Source organism: Oceanobacillus rekensis (genome assembly GCF_002153375.1).
Taxonomy (GTDB): domain Bacteria; phylum Bacillota; class Bacilli; order Bacillales; family Amphibacillaceae; genus Oceanobacillus; species Oceanobacillus rekensis.
Genome location: NZ_MTBQ01000008.1, coordinates 111,203 through 124,435 on the forward strand (window position 1 = coordinate 111,203; position 13,233 = coordinate 124,435).

Below are 13,233 nucleotides of genomic sequence, written 5' to 3' on the forward strand. Positions count from 1 at the left end.
CTTACTTTTTTTATTTTTCTTCTTCCAAGGTAAAATTCGTCATCAATAAATATAAATGAAGAATTCGGATATTATTAGTCATATTGCACTCAGCCGGATGAATAAGTCCATGCGCAATTCTATTTCTAAAATTACACCCAGTCTTTTCCACTAAAAGAAACGATAAATATTTGTGAATTTTTTTGGGCATAGATGATTTTATATCTTTGCGTTCTAAAAATTCATTAAAAGTTTGTTCCTGTTGAACAGTACCTTTTTTAATTACTGTTGTTGCATATCCAATTCTTCCAAAAAAGTTTCTTACAAGTGCCTCGAGTTGAGGGACTAGGATATGCATTGAACTAACATAGTCATTTTCAAAAAACTTTTCGATGCCTATTTTAATTAGGGATTCACTTTCTTTGTTGATATTCCCCCAAGATCGAAGGCTGTTCATAACATGTGTTGCATTTAACCCCTTTTCAATTAACTTTTCAATCAATGGAAGCATAATTATGTTACCCACTGTTTGGATTTCCCTCATATAATTTTGATTGAAATTCATTTTATATGAGTCGTTATCATCGATTGCCTGAAAGATTTTTTTACCATCTGATACAACTGACTTTCGAGCTAAATTAGAAAATGAAAATGAATGCATTTGATCTTTGGTATTTGTTTCTACTCGGTCAATATTTGGAATGAACATAATTTCACTACCAAAATGCATAATTGCATTTTCTAGAGATAATTGTAAAAAGGGCTGAATTGCAACCTCTATTGCTTCTTGAGAAATATAACCGGACGAGGATATTAATTTGAACTCACCATTTGCAATCGCCAGTTCATAAGCAGTTCTAATTCTTATTTTTAAATCATCAAAATGCTCACTAAAACCAAAGTCCATATAATGCTGCAAAGCTCTTTCTAAGAATGAAGCTTTTACAAGTTCACTTTTGTGTTCTCTCCCTTGCTGGTGTTCTGCCTCCGCTTCAAAAGATGCGCCTATTACCGTTATATACTCACTTTGGTCTGATTTATTAACCTTAGACCATTCTATTAATTCTTTACATACAGACCGATGCAGATGGTGTTCTTGTGTTTCCCAATAATAACTTCGAGCTAATTCTAATTTTTCCAATACAACCTGCTGTTTAGCACTTCCAAAGGATTCACTAAGTGGACTTAATACAACATTGCGGGAAATTTTTGCTGACTCTAATACCCATCTTAAATTACTTTCCTCTAAATTTGTTAAAAATTCAAATAATAACTCATTGCAATGGCCAATCATCGTTTTATTTTTAAGCTGCAAAGAAACATAAAAAGCACGAGCTAAGTCATCTAATCCGTTTATTGGATTTGCATTAATAAAATGCATATTAGCAGTTTGAAGCATTAAATTTACCAGTTGAGACCCAATTTGAAACTTGTTTAGTGAGCAGACACCCTGACCATATTCATAAATAAAATCTGAATACCTGCTCTTCAAAACCACATTTGAACTTTCCGTTAACCTATGTTCAAAATACTTAATCTCTTTATCAGAAAACCGCTTATTTGAAACTAAAGTTTCATCAAACCTTGAGGTGTAATTTTTATTGATAATGGGATGATATACGTTTAAATTTAAAACTTTGATTTCTGCCACAGCCATTTTTTCAGCTTCTGAATCCTCATATTCTTTAGACAAGTTAACAATATCCTGGAACATATTTCCTGCATCGAATAAATATTCAAAATAATCTATTCTTTCTATCTGACTAATTTTTTCTACAATATTTGGATTCATAAAATCTCCCCCTTTAATTTTAGTTCAAAATATACCACCTTTCGTTCTTGAACTGTCCTTTAGTGGAATGACATTCTATAATTATCATATCATTAAAGCACCAACTAACTTTTAATTCCTTCAAAAAATATTATCCGAATTTCCCATACGAAAATTGGTGCCTGTCCCCCACTGCTTTACCGTATTAAAGCGATGGAGGACAGGCACTTAAATTTCAGACTTATTTTAAATTCCTCACTATATTTGGCCATAAAAACACCCCCAAAAGTTAGTTTTCTACTCTACTTTCGGAGGTCGGTACCTCGAAGCTCTCTTTCTATCATCTCATTTTTCCTGGTAACGCATGAATCGATTCAATCAATTGATTCAGCTTTCCTTCAACACGATGGAGCAAGTAAAATGTAACCGCGATTGGAAAGCCTACTTCAGTCATGAATGGTATCCAGGTTTCCATGTAAATTCCCTCCTTACCAAAACATGACCAGAGGCAAAGCCACTAGTCATGTGTTTTTTATAATGAAGCGCTCTAATTTAATTAACCTAATTCAATATCTTCCACAATACGTTCAACCAAACGAGCACTCTTCTTCTCAATAAGATCACCACCAGTAGAAGTAAAAGCATTCTGTGCAATAATTTCATCCATTGCTGCATGTATCGAAGCAACATTGACAGGTTCAATAGGCTTGTCCAATGAGTAAGTAACAATTTTGCCATCTTGGTTTGTAAACTTCATTTCTAATTTTTTCATGGTTTCAACTCCTTTCTATTTAATAGATTTTAAATTACTACGCCTCCCGAATATCCGTCGTGTCCTTACGGTTAATGTTGTAAAGTGGACGCTCCTGGAGTTCTACCAAAGCTGTTGCAACTGCATATAGCTGATCTGCTGTTGCATCGGTTTTTACGTTGTTGAAGCTTTTGGACTTAAAGATTGGTGATCCTGATTCGGAATCAATCCCATCTTGAAGTACCAGCTGTAATGTGGATTTTGTGATATCTGCTACTGCCATGTTTCTCACCTCCCTTTCACAATTACAATCGTAGTGAGGTTGGATTAGGGGGTGTGAAGCAGAAAAAAATTTAAAGCACCTAACGAATAGGTGCTTTAATACATCTATACAACCATATTTACTTTAAAATCATCTATATGACTTAGTAATACTTCAATTTTATTAATAACTTCTTCTTTGTTCTGGTCAGTAAGTATTTCTGGATTTTCGATGATAAGGGAATTTTTCAATCTATCACAGTTTTTTTCAATATCGTTAATATATTTCTCTACTTGCTTTTCATCAACACCTTCTTGAGTACAATTTTCCATATACTTTATAACCTTTTCAATCTCAGATTTTTCATGACTATTATCTTTTTGAAATCTATTAACCTGACGTACTATCTTTTCGATTTGACCTTGTTTTAAATCATTCTTCTTCTTTAATTCCTTCATACTATCCATTAATTTATCATTCTGAAGTTTAGTTATATGATCTATTTTGGTTTTTCTACCTGATACAATTTTTATATTAGATGGATTTTCTATTCCCTTATCAGCTGGAAGAATTATTAATTTACCTAGATGAAAAGCCTCTGAATTAGACTGATTTAACTGAGTAAAAAGGCTTTCCAATTCAGTTTTAAAGATTTCCTTTTCATGATCAGATAATTGATCGGCTGCATCTCGCAATCTATACTCAATTGTACCCACAAACAAGCACCTCCTTTATAAATACTTATTGATAAGGAGGATTGTCCTATACATAATTTAAAATTATTATTTTTAATGCTTAGCGTATGCTTTCCGCGTTTTGTTGGTAGGACCCCTTTTACTACTAATTGCTTGACTTCCGTTATTAGTCATACTATTATGATAATGTAGATACATGGGACTGATTCTCCCAAGTTTCAGATTCCTGGATAATGGAAAAGCTAGTTGTGGTGAGCTAGCTTTTTTCATGTCCTTTTTTTATTTGCTCATTCGGTTCCGCAATTACTCACCCAACTCTCCGACTAATCGAAAGTACGGTTAAATCGCTTCTGAAAAAAAGGCATAAAAAAGCCGGACGTTAATGTCTGGCGGTGGTTATTACTTGTTTTCGGAATTCCACTATTTCCATCAGTTGATTTCAAAAAAAACTATAAAAAAATCTAAATGTGCCCCTTTTTTAGAGGATAGTATTGCTGCTATCCTCTTTAATTAACTGCTAATGCAGTTAATCTTGCTTGTAATTCCATGCTTTTTAGACTGTACCCTTTCGTATCTTCTCAAATACCTTTCAATCAATTCATTCGTGACTGGCTTTTAAGTACGTATATATGAGGTTCATCTCTCTTCATTTGAAATATCTGAAATAGCTGTCAGGGCCCATCTTACTTCCTATTTTGAGCAAACACCACTTGCTCAAATTACTCATTTGATATCGATCACTTATACTCCGCAAAAATTGGTACCTGTCCCCCATCGCTTTAATACTGTAAAGCGGTGGGGGGGAGAGGCACCTGATTTCCTATAGCAACGAGCACTGATAAAATTCCTGATGAGAAACTCTGATGTTTAGTCTCTGTATCTGGTAATAGATTCTCTGCTCATTTTCCCTAGATTCCAAAAGTGTTACTCTCTTCTTATCCACATATATCTCCCTTAACCATCTAAAAAGCTTTGCTTTTTAGATAACCTCCACAACCACAATCGAGACGACATTGCATTTGGTGGCATTAAAACAATAAAAATTTATCCCACCTAAAAATACCTCCTCTTTCAATCTCATCTCGATTGTAGCTATAGAATTCAGTTCAATTCCAGCTTCAAAACAAACCAAACCCATCACGCATTCGCATACTCCCTCAACCTCCTTGCTACCTCTGCCACCTCCTTCTCCACATTCACATTCTTATCCTCGTTCTGCTCTCTCTTCGGTTTCACCTTGTGCTTCCCCTCCCGAAACCAATCTGGCACAATCTCCGCAGAAACCTTACCACCAGTTCGATAACCACCTGACTTGCGTGTCGATTTCTGCTCCCGACGACGCCGATACTCCACTTCTTCCGCTCGAGCATCGTCCACATTACGAATCCCCTTCTTCACCCAAGAATCAAGGATTGCTTTTACATATCCCCAGTTCGAACTCCCACGTTCCAGTGCACGTTTCATGGCATACAAAACTAAAGCCTCACCTAGGTCATCGATCCAATGAATCATATCCTCTGCAACATAGGGGCTAACCAAACCGAAATTTTCCTGGAAAAATTGAATCGCGTCTGTTGTGTTTGTTGTATCTTTTTGTTTCGTATTGTTTAGTTTAACTAATGGGTCAGCATTTCCGCTCACATTGTGGTCCAAACTGTGGTTCATACTGTGGTCCATATTGCGGTTCATCTTGTGGTTCACACTGTCGTCCACACTTCCGCCCATACTACCGCTCAACTCAGGCATCTCATCATTCCCCTGAGACATCATCCCATCTAACGAAACAATCTGATATGCAGCCGCTTGATTCCCACCTCGTGACTTCACACAAATATAGCCCTTCTTCTGCAATTCCTTCCTCGCTCTTTTAAAAGTGCTTTCTGTTAAATTTGCTTTACTACAGAGCACAGACATCGCGACCGTAATTTCCTCCTTCCAACCTGCTCGATTATTAACATGCATCAACACATGCCAAAGATTCGCTGCCGTAGCTGTCAACGGATTCGTCTCCAATTGAGTATAAAATGCATTAACTTGTCTTATGTAATTCATCGATTCCACCCCTTCAAATTAATAAACGCTTTCTACTGATGCAAGGCGCTAGAAAAAGCGAAAAGAATTACCAGCATACTCCTAACAGCCTCTATAATTCTATTAACCTCTTAACAAAATTCTGGGAGTAACAGTGCACGAGCCGGGAACAACATCAGTTCATATAGGAGTTAAAAGAGCCGTCTTCACACATTTTTTTTAGTTTTTTCCTAACTTCTTTTCCCCAGCTTTTTACAGCTTCGTCGGTGGTATTTTCTTGAATGGCGATGTCCTTCACTGACATGTCTCCTAAGATGTAAAAGTATACCCACTTCCACTGATTCTCGGTTAGTCGTGATTTTAGTTGTCTCCATTGAGTCGGATCATCAAGTTGGATATCGGAGACACTCGGAAGTGGATAGGTAGTATGACTATTACGGATATAATTGCCGTCCATTAATTGTGTCTTCGATTCTTCGCGGCTTTTCTCTTCTGCTTGGAGTATTCTGTCTTTCTTTCGTAGCAAATCAATTAATCTGTTGCGGATAGTGTAGTTGAAGTAAGTTGCGAGAGGTCCTTTGTCTGGTTGATATTTCTTGTACGCAACCCACATGGCGTATAACCCTTCCATATAAAATTCCCTAGACGGATCGTAAATTCCTAATCTTTGCATCTGGTAATAGATTCTGCGCTCATTCTGCTTAAATATTTCTTCAAAACTCAGATCGTTATCCTTATTCATTTGTTTACTCCCTTTCCATAAGTTCCTTCATTTTCACCACTATCAAATTAGCAAGGTGATAGGTTAATCCTATATAAAAACAAAAAGGGCTGCATCCTGCCTAACTTCTCATTTCCTTGCCTAAAATAATATTTTCTCTAGGGAAAATGAAGAAATACATAAATTAACCCCTCCTAAAAATCAACTTTCTGAGGGGGTATGTAAGTTAACTAATTTTCATAGTCAAAAGTGGTACGCATAAGCGTACCACTTAAACAATTTCGATATGGTAGATTTTTCAATATAGACATATCACTGGATTGTAGGGAAAATGATGGAAAAGAAGGTTAAAATAAAAATTAATGAATTAATTGCTCAACGGGGAATCTCTATCAGAGAATTATCTCGCTTAACGGATATACGTCATGCTACTTTATCTGAGTTATCCAATCAAAAGAGGCAAAATATAAACTTTAATCATATTGAAAGAATTACCGAGGCATTGAATATAGATGACATTAGAGAGTTAATTGATCTCAAAAACGTCAAGGATGAATAATAAAATGGATCCAAATGTAGAAGCAAAATATCCTAGCAAAATCTTTCTTTTTGTCTTTCAGCCGCTATAACAATCCAAGCTAAATGAACTTCTCCTATTTCAATAGTTCTTAAAATACATCACCGTTAAGTAAAGGAGTTCTTCCCCCATGAACGAATTCAAATCCGATTATATTCCTACCAGAGAAACAATGGCCTTGTTACCATACACACCTTTAGGGGACACTAGCCTCGTAATAGAACATAACGAACAGTTCATCGTTCGGAAATCCCCTATCGAGCTAATCAAAAAGGCTTGTTTAGAAAATCACTCCACGTATGACGGAAGAAGGGATGCTGTCGTATACCAAACCGGTTACAAACGAAAGGTTCCAATTCCTATCAACCCAGGGAGTGATCTCTATTCCTTTCCAACTCATTCCACAACGGATCCACATTGCAGTTGGTTATTCTACCATAGCATTTCCAATATAAAACCAGCATCCGGATTAACAAACCCACAACTTAGAACAATTATTACCTTTCATAATGGCAAGCAGATCCCTATAGACATTTCGTATTACACATTGAAAAAGCAAATGGGGCGTACATTAACATGTATTTTTGTGTTTTCTTCTGAAGGCAGGGAAATGTTGATATCGAGGTAGAATTGAGTATGTAAGGAGCTTTAATGAACAACGTCAATCTTGGGCTGTTTTAAAGTAGATATTAGGAAGTGCTGCGCTGTTGGATAGTGCTCTTAATATAACAAGGACCAATATGTGAAAGGTTTAATGAAGATTACCAATGAATTGATTTGAGAATTGCACAAAAAGATTAGCCACTCCACTCTATTTAATGAGTGGCTTTTAATCCTAAGGTATCTTCCTGCAATGTTTTCAAAATAACCTCGATCCATTTCAAGTTCTTTAATCAAATGAAAGCATTCTTCATGAGCAAACGTGTAAAAGTCTCCTATAATTACTAGACTCTGGTTTTACTTTTTCCCGACAACCTCCACAATGAACTTTGCCATACATATGCATATTAACCAGTCTTCCTGATTTAATAAAAACTAAAGTTACTTTTAAAAGTTACTTTTCTCCCCCTAGCTATGTTCTATTTCTGTTGTATTTGTAGGAAGGGATTTATTATGGCTCTAGCTGAATCAGTGAGTGGTATTGAAAAGTTATGATAATACCCACCCTTTACACTTATCATATTCGACATAAAGCGGGTATATCCTCTAAATTCTTGGAGTTCCTGCGCTTTCTGAGGAATTAGATCCGATACTTATCATGCGATTATATCAATTAGTGGTAGATGAAGATAATGAGTATTAGCCGTTACAGGAATTGACTGCATTTAGCTTTGGAAACCGACTTGAATTTCATAACTTTTTAGATAGTCTTCCAGATATAATTGGTTTGAATGATAAGACTTCTATTGTTGTTAATTATTCTAAAGCCAATATTTTTTATTTAGAGCTTACTAAATTTCTAATACCTATAATATATTCCCAATTCCCATTCAAAAGTCTCGCTAGTATAAGTTTACATCATGCCGCCCATAAGTCCTTTTGTTTGTAACATATTTCACGACAGATAACATAAGTTGATTAACGTGCGGCATACAAACATTTTCACAGGGTACGTCTTGTAATATTTAAAACAATGGATAACTGTTTTTCACGGTATTGCGTTACTCTTTTGTTACTCTTAGATAAAGCCTACCTTTGTTGGCTAGATTTTATTTCGCACAGCCTAAACCAGTGGAAAGATTTGCTTAGACCGAATCTTTTAGGTTCTTTTATGCCTGTATATAATTGAATAAATGGTAACTTCAACAAACATGTTCAAAAGTTTGGCTATTTTTATAATATCCCACATAGCATAATGAATGTAATTATATGTTGTGAGCTAAAGCAATTATCTTAATTTTATTAGAAAGGAATCTTTGGGAGGCTAATAAAGAGACAAAGCACAGCATTCGTACGTAATCTTGTGCTTTGTCATGCATCATTGATTAATACTGAATTAAAATTGCTCTATTTAACTATAGTAGACGCCTCTTTTGCGAGCTCATTAATTGATTGTCTAGCTTCTATACGAGAATTAATTGTTTCTTTAATAGTATCACTAATAGATTGCTTTGTTTCTTCAGCATTTGGAATAGGAATTATTACTTCATCTAATCTATTACCAATTGTATCAATTACATCTCGAGTAAACTGTTTGGTTCTAATTTGACGTTTAACGATATATGAGTTTAATAAACCTAGCAAAAGATAAGGATCTAAATACTGCTTTTCCAAACTCCTAATTTTGTATAAGCCACCACAAAACAAAGACTTCTCATTATAAGTGGTTATCATACAGGAAGTACCTATTAAATAGGTACCGTCACGTACTAATAAAATATCTTCAGCCTTAACATCTTGCTTTTCTGCATATTCATTATAAATATCCTCTGAAATACCTTGTTTTGCATTATATTTTATTTCCCAATTGGAAAAGTCACTTGTTCTTAAAAATGGAATATCTCCAGTTCCATATGCCATTTTTCCTATTTCATCACCAGTAAAATAACTAATAATATTTTTTTTCTTCAACTCTCCCATTGAAATTAAGGTACATTTTTCTTGTAATTTTTCTAACTCCTCTTTAATTGATGGATCATAATATTTAGGTATGAGGATATTATTTTCAATAGAACTTGAAGAAATTGTAAAGTTATTAAATCCACCAAATTCTAAGGTAACAGTATCAGAAGAAACGACTTCGGCGATTTCATCTATCGAAAGTGCTTTATACTTATTAACAGCTTCAGGTGTTCCTGTCAAAAGTACTTCTTCAATAATCTTAGGGCTATGTTTTATAAATGCCTTACCTGTGTTCCTTGTTTTTATTGCAGTTTGAGCAGAAGAAACAATTTCTTTTCTTAATTTTTTTGACTTTGGAATTGGTATTATTATTTCATTGAACCTTTGACCAATTGTATCAATTATGTCAGCAGTAAATTGAACAGACCTTATTTGTCTTTGAACTATATCTGAATTAAGTAATAAGAAGAAAAGCTCTGGTTCGAGTTCATCAGTGCTTTTCATTCTAATTTTTATTATATGTGATTGATAAATTATCTCTTTATCTAATTTAGTTATAAAACAATTATGTCCAATTAAATACGTTCCATCTCTTACTAAGAGTATATCTCCTTCTTGTACATCCTGTTTTTCTACGTACTCATCATAAATATCTCTAGCAACGCCTTGTTTTGGAATAGTTTTTATTTCCCAGTTGGATATATCAGAAGTCCTAACAAAGGGGATATCACCTGTTCCGTACGCACTTTTACCAATTTCATCTCCTGTGGAGTGTTCAATTATCCCCTTTTTAACTAGCTCCCCTACTGTAATACAATTATGGGATTCGCTTAATTCACTTAATACATCTTTTATTTCAGGATCATAATATTTCGGTATATATATATCATTCTTAATTTGTTTAGAATTCAACATAAAACTAATCATTTTTTATTGCACTCTTCCTATGAAAAATTTCAGCAACTTTTGGTATATCATCTAGTAATATTTGTTCACCCTCTTCATTAATTCTATAAGTAGGATTTCCACGACTGTCATGACCACACCACTTGACATCACTCATAAAGATATTATAATTATCAGGGACATTATCAGTTTTTTCACATATTACTACGCAAGTTTTTGCATGCGTATGCGGTTGAAATAAATCTTCAGGTAAAGTAACTATTGCTAGTATCTTAGTTTGCTTTGTTAAATAATCAACAACATACCTGTATTTCGGCATACCAAATATACTCTCTAATAAAACTATTCCAAGCTTACCACCAGGTGCTAATAAATCCAAACAACGCTCAATAAAAAGTATTTGAGGCGGTTGTTTATCTTGAAGTTTACCTTTTTCAAATGTATCGTTATCTTTATTTTGCTTCCAGACATGTCCTAATTCATAATTATTTAATATATCATCAGAATCTATTGCGAGCTTTTTTCCAAAAGGTGGATTTGTTAAAACCACATCAAAGCCACCAAAGTTAATTTCACTCCTAGTATCGTCGGACCAATTAAAATTACTTTCCAAGCTATTTTCACAATAAACTCCACCACGACCATCGCCCAGTATAGCCATATATGCCTTCGCTACCTTACTTAAGAAATTATCTTTATCTATTCCTCTAAAGTTTCTAATAGCAACTTTTTGTTTTTCAGCAAATATCTCATGATCTGGCCATCCATATTCTTTACCTTGCTGTTCGACCTTATTCCACACATACCTTAGACCTTCAACTAAGAATCCACCACTTCCACATGCTGGGTCAATTATTTTGTCATTAATACCGGGATCTACCATATCTATAATCATTTTAACCACATTTCGCGGTGTAAAGAATTGCCCTTGACCGCCTTTTAAAGAAGGACCGATAAAAATTTCAAATGCTTCAGCTACAGCATCCCTTTCACTATCAACTAAACAATAGTTTTGCAATTCCCCGACAACGTATGTTAATGATTCTTCATCAAGAATAATTGAATCAGCAACTTCGATGACATCATCATATTGCATTTTAACCTTTTCAAACAAGGTAACTATTCTTTCTTTAACTTTATTGCTTTTTTCTCCAATTCCTGCTCTAAAAGTTACAACATCATCTGTTCTAGTAAATCTTTCATCATAAATCTTACAGAAAATAAGATTTATCAATTGTTGTGCAAAAACTTCATCTCTAGTTATTCCAACAGCATTTGCTGCTAAATAGTTACGTATAGCTTTAAATACACTTTTTAAATTATGTGCAGGTTTTAGGTCCATGCGTTTAAAATATCCAATATCTTCAATTCTTTGACCATAAATTGGAATATTAGGGATTTCATTGAAGTGTACTTCCCCGTCTTTTTCTGACTTCAATAAAAACAGACGATTTTCACCATTAAACCAAACACCTAACTTAGCCTTAGAGAATCGTAAATAAGCTTCTAGCTGATCCCTTCCATCCTTTCTAGATCTTTTCTTACATTCTACAATTATATATGTGTTTTCTTCTTTTTTTGCTTCAGAAGTAAATATCGCAATATCAACAGGGTATTCTTTCTTTGTATCCGATGGCCTCACCTTTACTCGCCATTGAGGCCGTGTTTGTATATATTCTTTTGGATAACCATAATCTTCTACTAAAGCTTTTGAAAAAACCTGAACCGCTTCTCTTTCTTCAGGAGTTTCTTTAACCTGTTTTCCAGATATAAAATCAATTAAATAGCCTTCTTTTAGTTCATTTTTTTCCTCAAGCATACTTATTTCTCCCTACATTTTTCTTTAGTATAACATGAATAAAAGTGTAATTAGAACAAAATACGACATATTTCCTACCATTATGTTTACTATTAAGAAAAAGCCGTTTTAATCATATAAATTAGTAAAAAATAGATACTGTAAAAAGTTTGATACATGACTTCCAGCTAACTTCCATCATATGCCATGTTTATAAGAACCTTCTTTTTTATATCCCCTTTGACTAGAAATAGTAAATTACAAATTTTCTGTTCCATAATGCCCTATTAGGTGTGATGAAACCAAGTTCAAATATGAATGAGTATTTATTTGCTCCGTTTATCTACCAAAAGTTTTATAATTTCTTTTATTTGGTTTAATTCTATGTCTGTAACCTAATCTAACTATCCGGTGTAATTCATCTGTGGCCTTACCATTAATAACACTGGATATGTATCCTCTATCCAACGGAACTCCATTGTTGGTAATACCTTCATCAGCAGATTCCTCTAATATTTTTCTAATGCTATTAGAAATTGCATACCTCTTTATTATCCACTTCTCCAATGTATAAGTTTCGTAGTTTTCAACTAATTCTATGTATTTCTTTAATCGCTCTACTTCCTTTTTTGCTTTATCAATTGTAATAAGTTTATTTGACATGTCCATCTCCCCTTTATCTAAAAAGGATATTGTTATAATTAATTGTTATTTCTCAAAAATATTCTCATAATGATATGAAAGATAACTAGTAACTAAATCTCCTCTATTGTAGGCACTTTTCTTATTATGAAAGTGATTGTTAGGGTCAATATGCTTAATTAAAAGCGAATGTGGTTCAATGGCAATGGATCCATAATCAAATTCAGTATGATGCGTTGGGCACAGTATAATGATATTTTGTCTTATATCAGGACCCAGGTGTGCCCCACCTAACGGACGTAAATGATGCCCTTCTGCATATCCCTTTCCATTTGGCAATTTAATGGTTGTACCACAAACCTGACACAGATAATGATTTTCACTTTTTATATTGCGTACTAGCGCCGTATCTCTAATTATTCTAGATAAAATTGTTTCTATCCTTCCTGGATTGGAAACATCTACTTGAAGCGGTTTATTATCAGTGGGGATTTGAGTAATAAGCTGAAATTCAAACTTTCCTAATTTCAAAATCATG

General features: G+C 34.2%; 13 protein-coding genes. 2 read left to right on the forward strand and 11 right to left on the reverse strand.

The genetic code is table 11. From position 1 onward, the window contains the following. Positions 1-10: 10 nt before the first annotated feature. From BV906_RS17090 to BV906_RS17120, 7 genes are all read right to left on the reverse strand, one after another. On the reverse strand, positions 11-1,771 hold the full coding sequence (locus BV906_RS17090; RefSeq protein ID WP_087974840.1) for a DUF4209 domain-containing protein: 1,761 nt from the start codon (positions 1,769-1,771) through the stop codon (positions 11-13). A gap of 319 nt (positions 1,772-2,090) precedes the next feature. Next, positions 2,091-2,225: a YvrJ family protein gene (locus BV906_RS17095; RefSeq protein WP_087974841.1), complete on the reverse strand. Its 135-nt coding sequence runs from the start codon at positions 2,223-2,225 to the stop codon at positions 2,091-2,093. A gap of 81 nt (positions 2,226-2,306) precedes the next feature. Continuing rightward, complete coding sequence (locus BV906_RS17100) at positions 2,307-2,522, reverse strand: DUF2922 domain-containing protein (RefSeq protein ID WP_087974842.1); 216 nt, start codon at positions 2,520-2,522, stop codon at positions 2,307-2,309. 37 nt (positions 2,523-2,559) lie between these two features. After that, on the reverse strand, positions 2,560-2,784 hold the full coding sequence (locus tag BV906_RS17105) for a DUF1659 domain-containing protein (RefSeq protein ID WP_087974843.1): 225 nt from the start codon (positions 2,782-2,784) through the stop codon (positions 2,560-2,562). Between the two features lie 104 nt (positions 2,785-2,888). Beyond that, a complete protein-coding gene (locus BV906_RS17110; protein WP_087974844.1) occupies positions 2,889-3,479 on the reverse strand; it encodes a hypothetical protein in 591 nt (196 codons plus the stop codon). Positions 3,480-4,595: 1,116 nt separating this feature from the next. Beyond that, on the reverse strand, positions 4,596-5,510 hold the full coding sequence (locus BV906_RS17115; protein ID WP_087974845.1) for a DnaD domain protein: 915 nt from the start codon (positions 5,508-5,510) through the stop codon (positions 4,596-4,598). 154 nt (positions 5,511-5,664) lie between these two features. Continuing rightward, positions 5,665-6,231: a sigma-70 family RNA polymerase sigma factor gene (locus BV906_RS17120; RefSeq protein WP_087974846.1), complete on the reverse strand. Its 567-nt coding sequence runs from the start codon at positions 6,229-6,231 to the stop codon at positions 5,665-5,667. A gap of 313 nt (positions 6,232-6,544) precedes the next feature. On the opposite strand from BV906_RS17120, the gene BV906_RS17125 reads away from it, so the two are divergent. Both BV906_RS17125 and BV906_RS17130 read left to right on the forward strand, forming a co-directional pair. Next, the gene (locus tag BV906_RS17125; RefSeq protein ID WP_087974890.1) at positions 6,545-6,769 is read left to right on the forward strand and encodes a helix-turn-helix domain-containing protein; all 225 of its coding nucleotides are present in this window, start codon (positions 6,545-6,547) and stop codon (positions 6,767-6,769) included. A 148-nt stretch (positions 6,770-6,917) separates the two neighbouring features. After that, positions 6,918-7,415, forward strand: coding sequence for a competence protein ComK (locus tag BV906_RS17130; protein ID WP_087974847.1), 498 nt, complete (start codon positions 6,918-6,920; stop codon positions 7,413-7,415). A 1,379-nt stretch (positions 7,416-8,794) separates the two neighbouring features. Here the strand turns inward: BV906_RS17130 and BV906_RS17135 are convergent. The 4 genes from BV906_RS17135 to BV906_RS17150 all read right to left on the reverse strand — a co-directional run bounded on the left by BV906_RS17135 (position 8,795) and on the right by BV906_RS17150 (position 13,232). Further along, positions 8,795-10,261, reverse strand: coding sequence for a restriction endonuclease subunit S domain-containing protein (locus BV906_RS17135; protein ID WP_217896394.1), 1,467 nt, complete (start codon positions 10,259-10,261; stop codon positions 8,795-8,797). Between the two features lie 7 nt (positions 10,262-10,268). Continuing rightward, the gene (locus BV906_RS17140) at positions 10,269-12,074 is read right to left on the reverse strand and encodes a type I restriction-modification system subunit M (RefSeq protein WP_087974848.1); all 1,806 of its coding nucleotides are present in this window, start codon (positions 12,072-12,074) and stop codon (positions 10,269-10,271) included. 318 nt (positions 12,075-12,392) lie between these two features. Next, positions 12,393-12,716, reverse strand: a complete 324-nt coding sequence (locus tag BV906_RS17145; RefSeq protein WP_087974849.1) for a hypothetical protein — start codon at positions 12,714-12,716, stop codon at positions 12,393-12,395. 45 nt (positions 12,717-12,761) lie between these two features. Next, positions 12,762-13,232 carry an HNH endonuclease gene (locus BV906_RS17150; protein WP_087974850.1) on the reverse strand — a complete coding sequence of 157 codons (471 nt, stop codon included), beginning with the start codon at positions 13,230-13,232 and terminating at the stop codon, positions 12,762-12,764. Position 13,233 lies beyond the last annotated feature (1 nt).

Bases quoted from the DNA above. Each gene is read 5' to 3' on its own strand.
- BV906_RS17105 (WP_087974843.1), bottom strand. From the start codon at position 2,784: ATGGCAGTAGCAGATATCACAAAATCCACATTACAGCTGGTACTTCAA.
- BV906_RS17095 (WP_087974841.1), bottom strand. From the start codon at position 2,225: ATGGAAACCTGGATACCATTCATGACTGAAGTAGGCTTTCCAATCGCG.
- BV906_RS17120 (WP_087974846.1), bottom strand. From the start codon at position 6,231: ATGAATAAGGATAACGATCTGAGTTTTGAAGAAATATTTAAGCAGAAT.
- BV906_RS17115 (WP_087974845.1), bottom strand. From the start codon at position 5,510: ATGAATTACATAAGACAAGTTAATGCATTTTATACTCAATTGGAGACG.
- BV906_RS17145 (WP_087974849.1), bottom strand. From the start codon at position 12,716: ATGTCAAATAAACTTATTACAATTGATAAAGCAAAAAAGGAAGTAGAG.
- BV906_RS17140 (WP_087974848.1), bottom strand. From the start codon at position 12,074: ATGCTTGAGGAAAAAAATGAACTAAAAGAAGGCTATTTAATTGATTTT.
- BV906_RS17100 (WP_087974842.1), bottom strand. From the start codon at position 2,522: ATGAAAAAATTAGAAATGAAGTTTACAAACCAAGATGGCAAAATTGTT.
- BV906_RS17090 (WP_087974840.1), bottom strand. From the start codon at position 1,771: ATGAATCCAAATATTGTAGAAAAAATTAGTCAGATAGAAAGAATAGAT.
- BV906_RS17130 (WP_087974847.1), top strand. From the start codon at position 6,918: ATGAACGAATTCAAATCCGATTATATTCCTACCAGAGAAACAATGGCC.
- BV906_RS17150 (WP_087974850.1), bottom strand. From the start codon at position 13,232: ATGATTTTGAAATTAGGAAAGTTTGAATTTCAGCTTATTACTCAAATC.
- BV906_RS17125 (WP_087974890.1), top strand. From the start codon at position 6,545: ATGGAAAAGAAGGTTAAAATAAAAATTAATGAATTAATTGCTCAACGG.